13 protein-coding genes and 1 pseudogene are annotated in these 15,679 nt (G+C 72.0%); 9 read left to right on the top strand and 5 right to left on the bottom strand.

Translation table 11 applies throughout. The features are described from left to right. The first annotated feature begins 38 nt into the window (after positions 1-38). The 8 genes from ACIBEC_RS07265 to ACIBEC_RS07230 all read left to right on the top strand — a co-directional run bounded on the left by ACIBEC_RS07265 (position 39) and on the right by ACIBEC_RS07230 (position 10,416). On the top strand, positions 39-977 hold the full coding sequence (locus tag ACIBEC_RS07265) for an RluA family pseudouridine synthase (RefSeq protein WP_360505388.1): 939 nt from the start codon (positions 39-41) through the stop codon (positions 975-977). 1 nt (position 978) lies between these two features. Further along, entirely contained in the window at positions 979-1,452 is a 474-nt protein-coding gene (locus ACIBEC_RS07260) for a GNAT family N-acetyltransferase (protein WP_360505390.1), read from the top strand. A gap of 210 nt (positions 1,453-1,662) precedes the next feature. Continuing rightward, on the top strand, positions 1,663-4,440 hold the full coding sequence (locus ACIBEC_RS07255) for an alpha/beta fold hydrolase (RefSeq protein WP_360505392.1): 2,778 nt from the start codon (positions 1,663-1,665) through the stop codon (positions 4,438-4,440). Then, positions 4,437-5,309, top strand: coding sequence for an ABC transporter permease (locus ACIBEC_RS07250; RefSeq protein ID WP_360505394.1), 873 nt, complete (start codon positions 4,437-4,439; stop codon positions 5,307-5,309). Before ACIBEC_RS07255 ends, ACIBEC_RS07250 begins: the two co-directional genes overlap by 4 nt. 119 nt (positions 5,310-5,428) lie before the next feature. After that, entirely contained in the window at positions 5,429-6,016 is a 588-nt protein-coding gene (locus tag ACIBEC_RS07245) for a dienelactone hydrolase family protein (RefSeq protein WP_360505396.1), read from the top strand. Between the two features lie 517 nt (positions 6,017-6,533). Next, positions 6,534-8,261 (top strand): carbamoyltransferase C-terminal domain-containing protein, encoded by a 1,728-nt coding sequence (locus ACIBEC_RS07240; RefSeq protein WP_360505398.1) that lies wholly within the window; start codon positions 6,534-6,536, stop codon positions 8,259-8,261. Between the two features lie 129 nt (positions 8,262-8,390). After that, positions 8,391-9,116, top strand: coding sequence for an HAD family phosphatase (locus ACIBEC_RS07235; RefSeq protein WP_360505400.1), 726 nt, complete (start codon positions 8,391-8,393; stop codon positions 9,114-9,116). Positions 9,117-9,273: 157 nt separating this feature from the next. Then, positions 9,274-10,416 carry an MFS transporter gene (locus ACIBEC_RS07230; protein ID WP_360505402.1) on the top strand — a complete coding sequence of 381 codons (1,143 nt, stop codon included), beginning with the start codon at positions 9,274-9,276 and terminating at the stop codon, positions 10,414-10,416. A gap of 87 nt (positions 10,417-10,503) precedes the next feature. Here ACIBEC_RS07230 and ACIBEC_RS07225 read toward each other — a convergent pair whose 3' ends face one another. The 4 genes from ACIBEC_RS07225 to ACIBEC_RS07210 form a co-directional block, all read right to left on the bottom strand. Next, a complete protein-coding gene (locus ACIBEC_RS07225; protein ID WP_360505404.1) occupies positions 10,504-11,547 on the bottom strand; it encodes a hypothetical protein in 1,044 nt (347 codons plus the stop codon). Positions 11,548-11,893: 346 nt separating this feature from the next. Beyond that, positions 11,894-12,673, bottom strand: a complete 780-nt coding sequence (locus ACIBEC_RS07220; RefSeq protein ID WP_360505406.1) for a VOC family protein — start codon at positions 12,671-12,673, stop codon at positions 11,894-11,896. A gap of 158 nt (positions 12,674-12,831) precedes the next feature. Further along, positions 12,832-13,314, bottom strand: a complete 483-nt coding sequence (locus ACIBEC_RS07215; RefSeq protein WP_360505408.1) for a hypothetical protein — start codon at positions 13,312-13,314, stop codon at positions 12,832-12,834. A gap of 141 nt (positions 13,315-13,455) precedes the next feature. Then, positions 13,456-13,659, bottom strand: coding sequence for an EF-hand domain-containing protein (locus tag ACIBEC_RS07210; RefSeq protein ID WP_360505410.1), 204 nt, complete (start codon positions 13,657-13,659; stop codon positions 13,456-13,458). A 499-nt stretch (positions 13,660-14,158) separates the two neighbouring features. Here ACIBEC_RS07210 and ACIBEC_RS07205 point away from each other — a divergent pair, with 499 nt between their 5' ends. Next, complete coding sequence (locus tag ACIBEC_RS07205) at positions 14,159-14,824, top strand: MOSC domain-containing protein (RefSeq protein ID WP_360505412.1); 666 nt, start codon at positions 14,159-14,161, stop codon at positions 14,822-14,824. 88 nt (positions 14,825-14,912) lie between these two features. Here ACIBEC_RS07205 and ACIBEC_RS07200 read toward each other — a convergent pair. Next, a pseudogene (locus ACIBEC_RS07200) lies at positions 14,913-15,440 on the bottom strand (hypothetical protein); the annotation flags it as partial. Positions 15,441-15,679: the final 239 nt, after the last annotated feature.

Here is a 15,679-nt window from a genome sequence, read left to right as displayed (position 1 = left end):
GGGAAGGGGCGGGCCGGGTTTCCGGCATACTCGTACGGGTGAGTACCGCAGCGCAGATCCGAAGCCTCCCCGTTCCCGACGGCCTGGAGGGCGAACGCCTCGACGCCGCCCTGGCCCGGATGTTCGGCTTCTCCCGGACCAAGGCCGCCGAGCTGGCCGCCGACGGCAAGGTGACGCTCGACGGCGCCGTGGCCGGAAAGTCGGACCGGGTGACCGGCGGTTCCTGGCTGGAGGTCGAGATCCCCGCCCCCGCCGCCCCGGTGCAGATCGTCGCCGAGCACGTCGAGGGCATGCGGATCGTCCACGACGACGAGGACATCGTGCTGGTCGACAAGCCGGTCGGCGTCGCCGCGCACCCCAGCCCGGGCTGGACCGGCCCCACCGTGATCGGCGGGCTCGCCGCGGCCGGGTACCGGATCTCCACCTCGGGCGCGGCCGAGCGACAGGGCATCGTGCACCGGCTGGACGTCGGCACCTCGGGCCTGATGGTCGTCGCCAAGTCCGAGCGCGCGTACACCGACCTCAAGCGGCAGTTCCACGACCGGATCACCGACAAGCGGTACCACACGCTGGTCCAGGGGCACCCGGACCCGATGAGCGGCACCGTGGACGCGCCGATCGGGCGGCACCCCAGCTCGGACTGGAAGTGGGCGGTGACCCAGGACGGCAAGGCGTCCGTCACGCACTACGACCTGATCGAGGCGTACCGGGCCGCGTCGCTGCTGGCGATCAAGCTGGAGACCGGGCGCACCCACCAGATCCGCGTCCACATGTCCGCGCTGCGGCACCCGTGCGTGGGCGACCTGACGTACGGGGCCGACCCGACGCTGGCCAAGCGGCTCGGGCTGACCCGGCAGTGGCTGCACGCGGTGTCGCTCGGCTTCGAGCACCCGTCGGACGGGCAGTGGGTCGAGTTCTCCAGCGAGTACCCCGCCGACCTGCAGGGCGCGCTGGACGTCATCGCGGCGGAGAGCTGACATGAGCACCGGCGTGGGGATCGCCATCCGGGTCGCCGAGGGTGACGCCGACCTGGCGCTCGTGCGGGCGGTCCGGCGGGAGGTGTTCATCGTCGAGCAGAACGTGCCGGAGGAGCTGGAGTACGACCGGTACGACGGGACCTCGGTGCACCTGCTGGCGGTGGGCGCCGACGGGGCCACGCTCGGCACCGGGCGGCTGATCTTCGGCGACCAGGCGCGGGAGCTGACCGGGGGCGTCGAGGGGCGGGTGCTGCTCGGGCGGCTCGCGGTGCTGCCGGCGGCCCGGGGGACCGGGCTGGGGGCGCAGCTCGTGCGGGCGATCGAGGCCGCGGGGGCGGAGCGCGGGGCCTCGGAGGTGGAGCTGCACGCGCAGGTCCACGCGCTCGGGTTCTACGAGCGGCTCGGGTACGTGGCGGAGGGACCGGTGTACGACGACGCCGGGATTCCGCACCGGACGATGACCCGGGTGCTGTAGGCGGCGCTGTAGGCCTTGCGTTTCGCGCGGTTCCCCGCGCCCCGTCGGGGCGCGGGGAATTCGTGTTCGGGGGTGGGCTTCGGGGGTGGGGGAGAGGCGAGGCGGAGCCGTACGCAACCCGGGCGTAGTGGGGTGAACCGGGCTCACGGCGGGCCGGCTTCAGGGGTGCTTATCAGGCGCCTACCCGGACGGCGGATACGATCAGCGGCCATGGAGTTCGGTGGGGCATGGCGTCGCTGGCGCGGCCGGGGTACGACGGTCAGGCGAAGGGTGCTGGCCGGTGCGGTCGCCCTGGTGGCGGTGGCCGGGGTGGGCACGGCGACAGTGGCGTCCGGCGGTGAGCAGACGGTCCGACAGGAGGACCGTTTCCTCAGCATGCCGGAGACGCCCGGCAGCACGCAGCAAGTCCAGCTGGACACCTCGTTCTTCACCGCCGGAAGCGGTCCGCGTCCGGCGGTGCTGCTCGCGCACGGCTTCGGCGGCTCCAAGGAGGGCGAGCGCGAACGCGCCCAGCAGCTCGCCCGGCAGGGGTACGCGGTGCTGACCTGGTCGGCGCGCGGGTTCGGCCGCTCGGGCGGCAAGATCGGCCTCAACGCGCCGGACCGCGAGGTCGAGGACGTCCGGCACCTGGTGGACTGGCTGGCCCAGCGACCCGAAGTGCAGCTCGACGGGCCAGGCGACCCGAAGGTCGGCATCACCGGCGCCTCGTACGGCGGGGCGATCTCGCTGCTGGCCTCCGCGTACGACCACCGGATCGACGCGGTGGCGACCCAGATCACCTGGTGGAACCTGGCGGACGCGCTGTTCCCGCAGGGCGTGCAGGGCTCGGCCGCGGCGGACGGCGTGTTCAAGAAGCTGTGGGCCGGGATCTTCTTCACCACCGGCTCGGCCGGGGACCTCGGGCCGTCCGGCGGTGCACCGCGCGAGGGCGGCGAGGCGAAGCCGATGGCGGACGGGCAGGCCGGATGCGGGCGGTTCCTGGAGTCGCTCTGCCAGATGTACGACCGGGTCGCCACCGCCGGGCACGCCGACCCGGAGGCCGTCGCGCTGCTGGACCGCTCCAGCCCGTCGTCTGTCGCCGCGCAGCTCAAGGCGCCCACGCTGGTGGTGCAGGGGCAGCAGGACTCGCTGTTCCCGCTCGACCAGGGCGACCGGATCGCGCAGGCGATCGCCGCGAACGGCGCGCCGGTGGCGGTGGACTGGTTCGCCGGCGGACACGACGGCGGGACGGACACCAGCGCGCGGGTCGACGACCGGGTGACGGCCTGGTTCGAGCACTACCTGCGAGGCCGCGGCAACGACATCGGGCCGGCGTTCCGGGTGACCCGGACCGGCGGGGTGGACTCCACCGGCTTCCAGGCCGTGCTGCGCGGGGCCACCGCCGACCGCTACCCCGGGCTCGGCGGGACGGGCTCGCGGGCCGTCGCGGTGACGGGCGGGGAGAAGACCATCGCCAACCCGCCCGGCGGGGCGCCGCCGGGGATCTCGACGCTGCCGGGCATCGGCGCCCTGAGCCAGGCCGCCTCGCTGGGCGCCGGGCTGTCGCTGGACTTCCCCGGGCAGAACGCCGCCTTCGACTCGCCGCCGCTGGACTCGCCGCTGCACCTGACCGGGCAGCCGACCGTGCCGGTGCGGGTGAAGGCGGACCGGCCGGACGCCGTACTGTTCGCGAAGCTGTACGACGTCGGGCCGGACGGCAAGGCGGTGCTGCCGCAGCAGCTCGCCGCGCCGCTGCGGGTCACCGGCGCGGACGCCGGGCGGACGGTCACCGTGGCGCTGCCGACGGTGGACCACACCTTCCCGGCCGGGCACCGGGTGCGGCTGGTGCTGGCGAGCACCGACCTCGCGTACGCCTCGCCCGTCGAGTCGGCCACCTACCAGGTCGCGCCGGCCGGGGTGATCACCGCGCCGACCGTCCAGGAGCTGGTCACCGAGGCGGCGCCGCTGCCCGCGCGGACCTGGCTGCTGCCGTTGGCCGCCGTGGTGGTGGCCGCGGGCCTGGTGCTGACGCCGCGGCTGCGGCGTCGGCGGGCGGCCGGCGGCCCGGAGTTCGATCCGGAGCTGGCCGCGGTGCCGCTGCGGATCAGCGGGCTGAGCAAGCGCTACAAGGGCTCCCAGGACCGCTACGCCGTACGGGAGTTGGGCTTCCGGGTGGACCAGGGGCAGGTGCTCGGGCTGCTCGGGCCGAACGGCGCGGGCAAGACCACCACGCTGCGGATGCTGATGGGCCTGATCCGGCCGGACGCCGGGGAGATCCGGATCTTCGGGCACCTGGTGCGGCCCGGGGCGCCGGTGCTGTCGCGGGTCGGGGCGTTCGTGGAGGGAGCGGGCTTCCTGCCGCACCTCACCGGGCGGGCCAACCTGCGGCTGTACTGGCAGGCGACCGGGCGGCCGGAGGCCGACGCGTGCTTCGAGGAGGCGCTGGCCATCGCGGGGCTCGGGGAGGCGCTGGACCGCGCGGTGCGGACGTACTCGCAGGGCATGCGGCAGCGGCTGGCGATCGCGCAGGCCATGCTCGGGATGCCGGACCTGCTGATCCTGGACGAGCCGACCAACGGGCTGGACCCGCCGCAGATCCGCGAGATGCGCGAGGTGATGATCCGGTACGCGGCGGGCGGGCGGACGGTGATCGTTTCGAGTCACCTGCTGTCCGAGGTCGAGCAGAGCTGTACGGATCTGGTCGTGATGGATCGAGGGAAGCTGGTGACGGCCGGTGCCGTCAGTGAGATCGTCGGGTCGTCGGAGCTGCTGATGATCGGCGTCGCCGCTTCGTACGACCCGGAGTCGGCGGCCGAGAAGGTGGCCGCGCTGGCCGGGGTCGGCTCGGCGGAGGCCGTCGAGGACGGGCTGCTGGTACGGCTCGACGGCCTGGCCGCGAGCGAACTGCTCGCGGAGCTGGTGCGGCTGGGGGTGCCGGTGCAGAGCGCCGGGCCGCAGCGGCGGTTGGAGGACGCGTTCCTGTCGTTGATCGGAGGTGGCGAGCGATGAGCCAGGTCTCGGAGGTCTCCGCAGTCTCGGCTGACCACGCGGAGGGGTACCGGGCGAGCCGGACGCTGCCGCTGCGGGTGGAGGCGATGCGCCAGCTGCGCCGGCGCCGCACCCTGGTGATCGGCGCGGTGCTGGCCGCCATGCCGTTCGTCCTCCTGGCCGCGTTCCAGATCGGCGGCACCCCGGGTCGACCCGACCGGACCACCTTCATCGAGCTGGCCACCGCCTCGGGCGCCAACTTCGCGGTCACCATGCTCTTCGTGGGCACCGGCTTCATGCTGGTGATCCCGGTCGCGCTGTTCTGCGGGGACACCGTCGCCTCGGAGGCCAGCTGGTCCTCGCTGCGGTACCTGCTGGCCGCGCCCGTGCCTCGGGCCCGGCTGCTGGCCCGCAAGTTCGCGGTCGGGCTGGCGTTCTCGGCGGTCGCCGTGGTCATGCTGCCCGCGATCGGACTGGTTGTCGGGACCGCCGCCTACGGGTGGGGCGACCTCAAGCTGCCCGCCGGGGCCAGCCTGCCAGCCGGCGAGGCGCTGCCCAGGATCGCCATCGCGGTGGCCTTCGTCTTCCTGAGCGAGATCGTGATCGCGGCCCTCGCGTTCTGGCTGTCCACGGCGACGGACGCGCCGCTGGGCGCGGTCGGCGGCGCGGTGTTCGCGTCGATCATCACCGGGGTGCTGGACGCCGTCACCGCGCTCGGCGACCTGCGGGAATGGCTGCCGGCGCACTGGCAGTACGCGTGGGCGGACGCGCTGCAGCCGCAACTGGAATGGGGCGGGATGGTGCAGGGCGTCTCGCTGTCGCTCTCGTACGCGGCGGTGCTGCTGGCGCTCGCGTTCCGGGGGTTCGCGCGCAAGGACGTGGTGTCGTAGGGGCCGGGTGGTCTCTGGGGACCGGACGGTGTCATGGGGCCCGGTGGTGTCGTGGCGGCGGGTGGGACATGGGGGATCATGGGTGGGTAGCTGACCTCTGCAGGTGAAGGACCCCGACCGTGGCCCAGATCGTCCTCTTCCACTCCGCCTACGGGCTGCGCCCCGCCGTGCACGCCGCCGCCGACCGGCTGCGCGCCGCCGGACACACCGTGCACACGCCGGACCTGTTCGACGGACGGACCTTCGACTCGGTCGAGGAGGCGCAGGAGTTCCAGGAGGAGATCGGCGGCCGCGACGAACTGCTGAAGCGAGCGGTGACGGCCGCCGCCCCGGTGTCCGAGGGCGGGCTGGTGTACGCGGGCTTCTCGCTCGGCGGCGCCGTCGCGCAGAACCTGGCGCTGGCCGACGAGAAGGCGCGCGGGCTGCTGCTCCTGCACGGCACCTCGGACCTGCGGGAGGACGCCGCCACGTCGATCCCCGTCCAGCTGCACATCGCGGAGCCGGACCCCTTCGAGCCGGAGGACTGGCTGAACGCCTGGTACCTGCGGATGCGGCGGGCCGGGGCGGAGGTCGAGGTGCACCGCTACCGGGGGGCCGGGCACCTGTTCACCGACCCGGAGCTGCCGGACTACGACGAGCAGGCGGCGGAGCGGGCCTGGGCGGCGTCGCTGGACTTCCTGGTGGAGGTGGACGGGCAGGAGGACTGACGGGCAGCAGGGCTGACGGGGGCCGCCAGTAGGTCGCGGGTCCGGGAAGGCCAGGTCGAAGCGAAGGCTTCGGTCTGGCCTTCGGCATTTCCAGGGGTGGAGACCGCCGACGTCGCGTGGGGCTGATGAGGCGTCATGTGACCGGTGGAGCGGGAGTGGTGGGGCGCCGGGGGGACGGTCGGGAGGCGGCGGAAGTGCCGGTCGCGCACCGGTTCGCGGGTCGGAAAGCCTGTTTCCGGACAGCTACCCACAGTGATCAGCAGGGTTGTGGTCCAGACCTCTTGTCGAGCATATGTCACTCTGCCAGCACGGATGATCGAGCTACGAACTGTTGTTAACCAAACGGCCGTCCCGGCGTCACCGTCCGACGGGTGGTCAGGTTGACCGGATTTCCCACGGCGTCGTTGATCTCTCGGGAAACCACTCCATAGAGTCGCGGTGCACTCCACCTCACCAGCTCGCCGAATCCGCGGAAATGCCGGCGAGCCATTCCCGCGACTAATCATTGGGGCGGCACATGCTTGTTCTCGGAATCACCAACAACGACCTGGCCGGCGCCTGCCTGGTTCAGGACGGAACGGTCGTCGCGGCCGTCAGCGAGGAGCGCTTCTCCCGGATCAAGGACCACAAGGCCTGGCCGGAGCAGTCGATCGACTACGTCCTGAAGGAGGCCGGGGTCACCCTTTCCGATGTCGACCGGGTGGCCTACGGGTGGCAGGCGGGATTCAGCGCCGAAAAGCACCTGCTGCTCTATGTGGACCGCATTTCGGAGGAGGCCGGGCTGCGCCCCGAGGCGCTTCCGCACCTCCGCAAGCGGATATCCGACGAAATTCAGAACGACCGCGAGAAGCGCGGCGAGTTCGATGCCTTCATCGAGGCGAACGGGCTGCGCGGCAAGGTGGTCCACATCGACCACCACGAGTCGCACGGGCTGGGCGCCTACCTCTGCTCCCCGTTCGACGACGCCCTCGTGGTCACCTGCGACGGCCGCGGGGACTTCCAGTCCCTGACCGTCACGCACTACTTCCCCGGCGGCGAGGAGGTGCTCCAGCGCGAGACCTCGATCGACAGCCTCGGCTACTTCTACGGCCGGATCACCAAGCTGCTCGGCTTCCGCCCCAACCGCCACGAGGGCAAGATCACCGGCCTGGCCGCCAACGGCGACCCGGAGAAGCTCCTCCCGCTGATGCGGCGGATGATCGACGTCGAGGAGAACGGCGCGATCCGCGCCCGCTGCGGCGACTGGTACCAGCCGTCCTACGAGGGCTACTCCGAGGCGCTGCTGGCCGAGATCGCCACCCACGAGCCGGCCGACGTCGCGGCCGCCGCCCAGCGGCACGTGGAGGACCTGCTGACCGCCGTGGTGGCGCGGCACATCGGCCGGGTGCCCAGCGGCAACGTCTGCCTGTCCGGCGGCGTGTTCGCCAACGTCAAGCTCAACCAGCGGATCTTCGAGACCGAGGGCGTGCGGAACATCTACGTGCTGCCGCCGATGGGCGACGGCGGGCTGCCGCTGCAGACCGCCGTGATCGTGGCCCACCGGGAGACCGGCGAGCGCCCGCGAGTGCCCTCGATGGCGCTCGGGCCGGACGCCGCGATCTCCGAGGGCCGGCTGGAGGAGATCCTGCGGGACTACCCCGAGCTGCGCTACCGGCGGATCGGCGAGTCCATGCAGGAGGTGCTGCTGGGCGCGCTGGAGGCGGACCAGGTCATCGGCACCTACCGCGGCCGGATGGAGTTCGGCCCGCGTGCCCTCGGCCGGCGCAGCGTCATCTACGGCACCGCCGACGTGACCATGAACGACTGGCTCAACAAGCGGCTGAACCGTACCGAGTTCATGCCCTTCGCGCCGATCACCGCCGAGGACCTGGCGGCGGACTGCTACGTGGGCTGGGAGCCCGAGCAGCCGTCGGCGCTGTTCATGACGATCACCTACGACTGCCACGAGACGTTCGCCAAGGCCTGCCCGGCGGTGGTGCACGTCGACAACACCGCCCGCCCGCAGATCGTCCGGGCCCAGGACGACCCGTTCCTGCACGAGCTGCTGATGGCCTGGTACGACCGCAGCGGCCAGGCGGCGTTGGTGAACACCTCGTTCAACAAGCACGAGGAGCCGATCGTCGGATCGCACCGCGACGCGCTGGACCCGCTGGCCGACGAGGTGATCGACCTGCTGCTCGTCGACGACGTGTACCTGGTCTGGAAGGACTCCGCCAACACCTTCATGGCGCGGCAGTCCGGCTAGGCCGGTGGCTCGATCGGCCGGGGGGTCAGTCGTGAGGTCAGCCGTGAGGTCTAGTCCAGTTGACCGCCTGGCCGACGAGCATTGAACTATCGTCAGACCGTATGGCATGAACGCCGAGTGAGGAGACCGATGCAGCCGCACGCCGGAACGCGGTACGAGGTCGAGGCCGTCGTCTTCGACATGGACGGGGTCCTGATCGACTCCAGGCCCGTGATCGAGGAGGCGTGGCGGTCGGTGGCCCGGCGCCACGGCCGGGTCCTGGCCGACCCGGAGATCGAGGAGTACGTCCACGGGCGGACCGGCGACCAGACGGTGCGGCTGATCTTCCCCGACCACTCGGACGCCGACCGGAAGGCGATCTGGGCCGAGGTCGACACCGTCGAGGAAGAGGCCCCGTACCGGTCCGTCCCCGGCGCCGACGGGCTCGCCGCCCGCCTCCGGGACGCCGGTGTGCCGATCGGCCTGGCCACCAGTAGCTGGACCCGGAAGATCGACAACGCGCTGGGCGGGCTCGACCTGCTCGACGTCTTCCGGGTGCGGGTCACCCGGGACGACGTCGAGCGGGGCAAGCCGCACCCGGACCCGTACCTGGCGGCCTGCCGGGGGCTCGGGATCCGGCCGCAGCGCGCGCTGGTCTTCGAGGACTCGGTCAGCGGGGTGCGCTCGGCGGTCGCGGCGGGGGCGGTGTGCGTCGGGATCGGCGGGCCGGCTCTCGTCGAGGCCGGCGCGGTGGTCGCCGTACCGGACTTCACTGCGCTGGTGGTGGCGGACGGCGACGGCGGCGGGGCGATCACGCTGACCGACCCGGACGGGCGGGTCACCGTGGTGCTCGCCGTCGGGCCCAACGGTGGCTGAGGCGCGCCGGGCCGCGTCGAACCCGGCGCTCGTGGACTCGATACCGCGGGCGCCGGGGGCCTCGGCCGATCAGGCTGAGGATGTTGAGCACGTTGAGGACGTTGAGCGCGTCGAACGGGCTGAAGCGGCTGACCGGGCTGAACCGGCGGCGCCGGTGATGGCCAGGTCGGCGGCGGTCTCGGCGTTCTGCGTCTTCCTCGTCCTGGGCGTGCTCACCGCCTCGCTCGGCGCTTCGCTCCCCTTCCTGCGGGAGCGCTTCGGCGCCGAGCACGAGGTCGGGCGGGTGGTCTCCGCGTACAACCTCGGCGCGCTCGCGGCGACCGTCTGCATCGGGCTGCTGGGGCGGCGGCTGAACGTCCGGGCGGCGCCGCCCGTCCTGCTCGCGGTCTTCGCGGCGGGCGCGGCCGGGATGGCGGCCAGCCCCGGCTGGACCGCCTACCTCGGCTGCGCGGCCGTCACCGGCATCGGGTACGGCGGGCTGGCGCTCACCCTCAACACCGCGTTCGCGCGCGGGTTCGCCGGGAAAAGCGTGGTGATGGTCAACCGGCTGAACGCGGTCTTCGGAATCGGCGCCATGCTGGGCCCGCTGGCCGCGGGGGCCGTCGGGCACACGGACATCCGGCTGCTCGCCCTGGCGGCGGCGGTGTGCGCGCTGCCGTGCTTCCTGGTCGGACGGGCGGGGGCGGTGCTCGCCACCCCCGAAGCCGCGTCGGGCGGGCAGCCGTCGCAGGGCGGGCAGGCGTCGCAGGGCGGACAACGCGCGCGGATCGGGCTGGAGTTGCTCCCGTTCCTGCTGGTGGGCCTGGTCTACGCGGGCATGGAGACCAGCATCGGCACCTGGCAGTCGACCCAGCTGGTGCGCGACGGCTGGAGCACGCAGGCCGCGACGACGGCGGCCTCGGGGTTCTGGGCCGGGATGGCCATCGGGCGCCTGGTCCTCCCGCAGCTGACCAGGCGGCTGTCGGGCCGCACCACCCTGCCCGGGTACCTGGCGGCCGGGGTCGGCGCGCTGGCGCTGGCCGCCGTGCCGCACCTCGCGGTGGTGGCCTACCCGCTGGCCGGGCTGGCGCTCGCGCCGGTGCTGCCGACCCTGATCGCCTGGGTCTGCGGCGTGGCGGAGGTGCCGCAGCAGGCGACCTCCGTGCTGACGCTCTGCTGCATGCTCGGCAACGCCGTCGTGCCGGCGGTGGTGGGGGCGCTCAGCGGGTCGGGCGGGGCGGCGGTGATTCCGCTGGTCCTGGCCGGGGCGTGCCTGCTCTGCCTCGGGCTCGCGGGGTGGCTGCGGTCTGCTCGGCAGTAGGCGGGAGTGCTGCGGTCGCGGTTGTTGCGCAGGAAGTCGGATGGGCCGACTTCCTGCGCATAATCCGGGGCGGGGTCGGGCCCGGGATCAGCCGTAGTAGTTGTGAATGTTGTAGATGATGTTGGCCCGGAAGTAGTGGCCCTGGATGTCGTAGAAGTTGCCACCCCGGATGGTCATGCCGACACCGTCGGGCTCGGAGTCCACGCGCGGGGCCGACGGACTGGCGACGTTGTTACCGCGCGGCACACCCTGGGGGGCCGTCGCCTCCGCGGCGTACGTCAGGCTCTCGGAGGTCAGGATCTGGCCGGTGTTGGCGTCGCGCCAGGCCTCGACCATCAGACCGTCACGGCCGTTGTACGCGATCGACGGGGCGGCGTTGGTGTTGGTGTTCCTGATCTGCTGCCAGTTGTTGTCCCACTGCCAATAGCGGACGTTCAGGCCCTGGCGGTAGATGCGGTTGTCGGTGCCGCGGTGGAGGACGGTCAGGCGGTTGTCGGGCGAGGTCGAGGCGGCGGCCGCGGACTCCGTCCGGGCGCCGCCCGGCAGTTCGGACCAGGGGCTGAAGTTCCTGTTGACGCCCATGGTGCCCTGGTAGATGCGCTCGTTGGCGCCGACGACGATGAAGTGCAGCAGGTCCGGGGAGGCCGCGATGGCCGGGCTCAGGGTCGCGCGGCCGGCCGAACCGGAGCCGCCGATGTTCTGCGTGCGGTACTGGATGGCCGAATTCCAGCGCCAGCGCCGGTGGTTGGAATCACCGGGGTTGGCGAGGTTCTGGCCCCAGATGTCGCCGTTCTGCCCGGTGTGCCAGATCCAGAGCTCGCCGCGGTACACGGTGATCGCGGGCGCGGCGTAGGTGACGCCGCCGATGCGGTTGAACGGGCCGCCGTCGACGTTGAACCAGATGGCGTTGTCCTCGCCGCGGATGGCCTCGACGTTGCTTCCCAGGTAGTACGCCATCGCGGGGGAGTCGGAGGTGCTGCCGTTGTGGTCCGCCTCCTGCCAGGGCGTGACCGCGCCGGCCGGGGCCGTGCTCGCGAAGACGGCGGCCAGCGCGGTGAGGAGGACGGCCACCATGGTGGCGAGCCGGGAGAGCCTGCGGCGGTGGAGGGGGGTCTGCGGTAGCGAGGTCAATTCTGCTGCCCTTCTCGTACCTGGGCCGGGGCATAGGTGTGGCTCAGGATTGGTGACGTGGTGTGACTCGGATCCGGTGAGGTGCCCGCTCGGGTGTGATCCGGCTGAGCTGAGGGAAAAGGGCGTGGTGGGCCTTTGGTGGCGCCGGCGACCTCCCGGGATGCCGATTCTAGCGGCAGAAGTGTGCGGCGTGTGTCAGTTTTGGTGTGCGCCTGAAGGTGTGAGCGAGTGTGAGTTGATGTGTGGGTAGGTGTGAGTCGGGGTGGCCGGAGAACGAGAACCGCCCGACCGGACGGTTCCGGGCGGGCGGCGGTGGGCTCGGTGGGCTCGGTGGCGGCTCGAAGGGCTACATCGGGGTGGGCTTGATCATGGCGAAGGCCGCGCCCTGGGGGTCGGTGACGACGGTCATCCGGCCGGCCACCATGTCGAACGGCGGGGCGAGGACGGTACCTCCGCCCTTGATCAGGGCGTCCACGGTGGAGTCGACGTCGTCGACCGCGAAGTAGGTCAGCCAGTGCGCCGGGGTGCCGGGCGGGTCGTTGGCGAGAAGGGTGGCGCCGCCGACCGCGCGGCCGCCGACCCGCAGTTCCCAGTACGAGTCCGCGCCGTCCAGCGGCTCGATCTCGATGCCGAACGCCGCGCCGTAGAAGGCGGTCGCGGCCTGGATGTCGCTGGTGTGCAGCTCGTTCCAGGTCAGCGCGCCGGCCTCGTTGACCACCCGGGCGCCGGAGAACTCGCCCGGCTGCCAGGCGCCGAACACCGCGCCCTGCCGGTCGGCGGCGATCAGCATCCGGCCCAGGTTGCCGACGTCCACGACCGGGACGAGCAGGGTGCCGCCGGCGGCGACGATCGCGTCCTGGGTGGCCTGGGCGTCGGTGGTCGCCAGGTAGCTGTTCCAGACGGTCGGCGGCTCCGGCATCCCCTCGGGGGCCATCGCCGGGCCGATGCCGGCCACGGCCTTGCCGTCGAGCTCGCAGACCGCGTAGCCGCCGAACTCGGCCGGGCCGGGCCGACCCTGCCAGCCGAGGAGGTCCCGGTAGAAGTCCAGCGCGGCCTGCTGGTCCTTCGCCATCAGATCGACCCAGCATGGAGTGCCGGCCGCGTACGGGGTGGTGACTTCAGGCATTTTGACCCTTTCTGGTGGGTTTGCTGCCGGTCACGATTTCGTCGCGGGAGGTGAATCGCCACTCGACACGCCGCCGTGGCCGTGGGGGCGGTGGACGGCCTCCGGCCTGCGTAGGAGGACCGGCCGACTTCCTGCGCAGGCCGGAGGCCAACGGGCCCTCACAGGTTCTGGTGGCCGACGGTGCGGTGTTGGGTGTCGTACTCGTCGAGGGTGTTCATGTGCGAGGCGGCGGGGACGGGGATGGCGTAGCCGGTGAAGGCGGTGCCGGGGACGGTGGCGGTGGCGACGGTGGTGGGTGCGGCGTTGCCGAAGGTCATGGTGGCGCCGGCGACGTTCGCGGCGGGCTGGACGAGGAAGAGCCTGGCGCCGTTGGGCAGGTTGTGCTCGCCGTACATGCCGCTGGGGCTGGTGTCGGTGGGGCTCCTGACGCCGGCGCAGTCGCCGTACGGGCTGGTGGCCCGGTCGTTGTAGGCGTTCCGGAGGCAGACCAGGCCACCGGTGCTCCTCCCACCGGGTGAGTAGCCGGCAGGGGCGGTCGTACGGTACAGCGCCTCCCGCTTGGGGGCGCGTCTGCGGCGGGGTGTGCCGTCAGGAGGGCGGGCGCGAGTGGCGCCGCACGTGCGTGGCTCAGTGCGGGGCAAGCTGCTCGCGGTGCTGCGGGAAGTGCGCGATGAGGTGGACCAGTTGTGGACGGACTGATCGTGGGCGGAAATGGCTGAGCCGGTCGCCCCGACTGTCCACGGAATTCCGGGATAGCGGGGCGACCGGCCGAGAAAGGACGATTACCGGATGACCGCGGCAAATTCCTCGAAGCTGATCTGCTCGTCGTCGTTCTCGTCAGCGATCTTGAAGAGCGCCTCGGCGTTGGCCTCGCTCACCTTGGGGTTCTTCTGGAGGTGGGTCTTGAGCTCCATGGCGCTGATGAAGCCGTCGCCGTCGGTGTCGATCTCGTCGAACTGGGCCTTCTTGTGGGCGTCGCCGCTCATGGGATTCCTTTCGTAGGGGTGTTTTCCCGCCACATGGGAGCATAGAGGAGAAATGTGCAATTCGACTGCGATCGATTTTCTGCGATTTAATGACTTTCGATTTCGGGGTTGCGTTATCGCCGGCGGCCGGTGTCGACGGTCGATCGGTGGAGCGGCGTGCGCCCAGGTCGGCACCCGGGGCGCGATCCGGTGGGTGCAAGCGCCGGCCTCAACTCGCCTTCACCCGAAGGAGTGGCGTGTCGGCGAGGTGGTTGACGAATGGTGGCGGCCGAGGTCTTCGGGGGCCTTCGATGGGCGTGACGGCCGCGTGCCCCGCGGCGGACACGTGACGAGGGCGGTTGGGGGCCGTACTCGGTGTAGAGCTGGATCACCTGGGCGGTCACGTCGTCGGTGACAGGGCGGCGAGCCGGACGGCCATGTCGATGCCGGAGGAGGCCCCGGCCGTGGTGATGATCCGGTCCTGCCCACGGACCTTGGCTGTTCGCCGTACGGTCGAAGCATGGACGCACGTGCGCGACTGCTCTCCGTCAACGTCGGCAGGCCCCGGCCGAACCCGTGGAAGAAGGGCATCGGGCTGACCGGCATCGACAAGCACCCGGTGGACGGCCCGGTCGCGGTGGCCGCGCCCGGGCCGAAGGGAACCGGCGCGGTCGGCCTGGCCGGAGACCGGGTGTACGACCTGCGAAACCACGGCGGCGACGACCAGGCGGTGTACGCCTACGCCCGAGAGGACCTCGACGGCTGGCAGGAGGAGCTGGGCCGGGACCTGGGCAACGGCTCGTTCGGAGAGAACCTGACCACCAGCGGCCTGGACGTGAACGGCGCACTGATCGGCGAGCGCTGGCGGATCGGCCCGGACGTGGTCCTGGAGGTGTCCTGTGCGCGCATCCCCTGCGGCACCTTCCAGGGCTGGCTGGCGCGCGAAGGCTGGATCCGGCGCTTCACCGAGGCGGCCCTGCCCGGCGCCTACCTGCGGGTGATCGCGCCGGGCGAACTGCGTACTGGGGATGCGGTGGAGGTGGTACACCGCCCGGACCACGACGTCACGGTGGCCCGGTCGTTCCGCGCGGTGACGACCGAACCGCGGCTGATGCCAAGCCTGTTGGCGGCGGAGGCGCTGCCGGAGGAGATCAAGGAGCTGGTGCGCCGGCGGACCCGGGCCTAGTGCCGCTCCGTGTTCGGGCAGGCATGAAGCGGAGCCAGGGCGGGCTCTCGATTGCCGGGGCGGGCCGGGGCGGGGCGGGACGGCGGTCCTAGAGATCGAGTTGGTACTCGAAGGTCGTGTGCGTTGGCGCATAGCCGAACGCGTCGTTGATGTGCCGCATGTACGGATTGTTGTCGGCGGTGTCGGTGAGCAGGCCGCCGAGGTCCAGGTCCCACGTCACCGTGCCGAAGTCGGTGCTGCCCATCGGCATGTCGTCCACGGCGTGACGCGCCGCGACGAACGTCTCGGCGAGGCCGTCAGGGACCGTGCCCTCCCACGACGTCAACCGATAGCCCGGGATGCGGCTGCTCGGTGATCCCGGCAAGAGCGGCGAAGTCCACCTCGGCCAGCGGCAGCCGGGTGAAGGTCAGCGTCAGGACCCGGCGGAAGCCCCGGGCCGGCAGGAACCGGTCGCCGGGAGAACCATCCTCGGCCTGGGTGACGACACAGCGCCGGCCGTCCTGGCGTGCGGCGGCGACCGCCGCGTCCGGGAGCCGACGCGGTTGCGCCGCTCGGCCGGATGGACCTGGAGGTCCAACTCGGCTAGGTGCTCCTGCCCGGTCCCGGTGAACTCTCGTGTCCCCGTAAACGATCATCGGGGATCGTACGCGACGCTACCTCGGGGACCGCTGGTTCACGCGTCAGGAAGGTCGGCGGCATCTTCATCTGACGGCATCCGCACGGTCGGTGGGGCGGGGTGGGTCGTGGCGGAGGGGTGGTGGTCGCGGGGGGATAGGGGGGGGGGGGGGGTGAGCGGCGGCGGGGGGGGGGGTTGGTGGGGGGGGGGGGGTTTAGAGCGGGCTGGATGTCGGGGTG

The organism is Kitasatospora sp. NPDC051164, assembly GCF_044455625.1.
Lineage (GTDB): Bacteria > Actinomycetota > Actinomycetes > Streptomycetales > Streptomycetaceae > Kitasatospora.
Note: the sequence above shows the minus strand (reverse complement) of the source record. Positions and strands in the feature narration are given on the sequence as shown.

Bases quoted from the DNA above. Each gene is read 5' to 3' on its own strand.
- ACIBEC_RS07260 (WP_360505390.1), top strand. From the start codon at position 979: ATGAGCACCGGCGTGGGGATCGCCATCCGGGTCGCCGAGGGTGACGCC.
- ACIBEC_RS07255 (WP_360505392.1), top strand. From the start codon at position 1,663: ATGGAGTTCGGTGGGGCATGGCGTCGCTGGCGCGGCCGGGGTACGACG.
- ACIBEC_RS07250 (WP_360505394.1), top strand. From the start codon at position 4,437: ATGAGCCAGGTCTCGGAGGTCTCCGCAGTCTCGGCTGACCACGCGGAG.
- ACIBEC_RS07240 (WP_360505398.1), top strand. From the start codon at position 6,534: ATGCTTGTTCTCGGAATCACCAACAACGACCTGGCCGGCGCCTGCCTG.
- ACIBEC_RS07235 (WP_360505400.1), top strand. From the start codon at position 8,391: ATGCAGCCGCACGCCGGAACGCGGTACGAGGTCGAGGCCGTCGTCTTC.
- ACIBEC_RS07230 (WP_360505402.1), top strand. From the start codon at position 9,274: ATGGCCAGGTCGGCGGCGGTCTCGGCGTTCTGCGTCTTCCTCGTCCTG.
- ACIBEC_RS07220 (WP_360505406.1), bottom strand. From the start codon at position 12,673: ATGCCTGAAGTCACCACCCCGTACGCGGCCGGCACTCCATGCTGGGTC.
- ACIBEC_RS07210 (WP_360505410.1), bottom strand. From the start codon at position 13,659: ATGAGCGGCGACGCCCACAAGAAGGCCCAGTTCGACGAGATCGACACC.
- ACIBEC_RS07205 (WP_360505412.1), top strand. From the start codon at position 14,159: ATGGACGCACGTGCGCGACTGCTCTCCGTCAACGTCGGCAGGCCCCGG.